At 61.5% G+C, this 309-nt stretch carries 1 protein-coding gene; it reads right to left on the bottom strand.

Annotation, left to right across the window (positions count from 1 at the left end; all coding sequences use genetic code 11):
• Nucleotides 1-309: iron-sulfur cluster assembly accessory protein (locus tag AC4HNJ_RS21745; protein ID WP_490481705.1), on the bottom strand; the 309-nt coding region annotated here is incomplete at both ends.

The raw sequence follows: 309 nt of genomic DNA, 5'->3' as shown, positions 1-309 counted from the left end.
GCAGGATCGAAGTGCACTTCGATGCCATTAGCAGTGACCACGATATCGTGGTCGCTGGCGGGGGCTAGCTGGAAGCCAGCGCTGTGATCAGGGCCGATTTCGAGCTGCAGGGCTACGCCTTGCGCATCAGCCGTGCCAGCGCGGATAGCTTCGGCAGCCTTGTCGGTAATGGTGATTTCCGGTGGGGTGCGATCCGGTGGGGTCGCACCGAATAGCTGATGCAATTCGCCGCTGCCATACATCTGCCGGATGATGTCGGCCCCGCCGATCAGCTCACCATCGACATACAGCTGCGGAATGGTCGGCCAG

It is taken from the genome of Dyella sp. SYSU CM1112 (assembly GCF_058216415.1).
The sequence above is the reverse complement of the archived record's forward strand: the minus strand, read 5'-3'. Positions and strand labels throughout refer to the sequence as shown.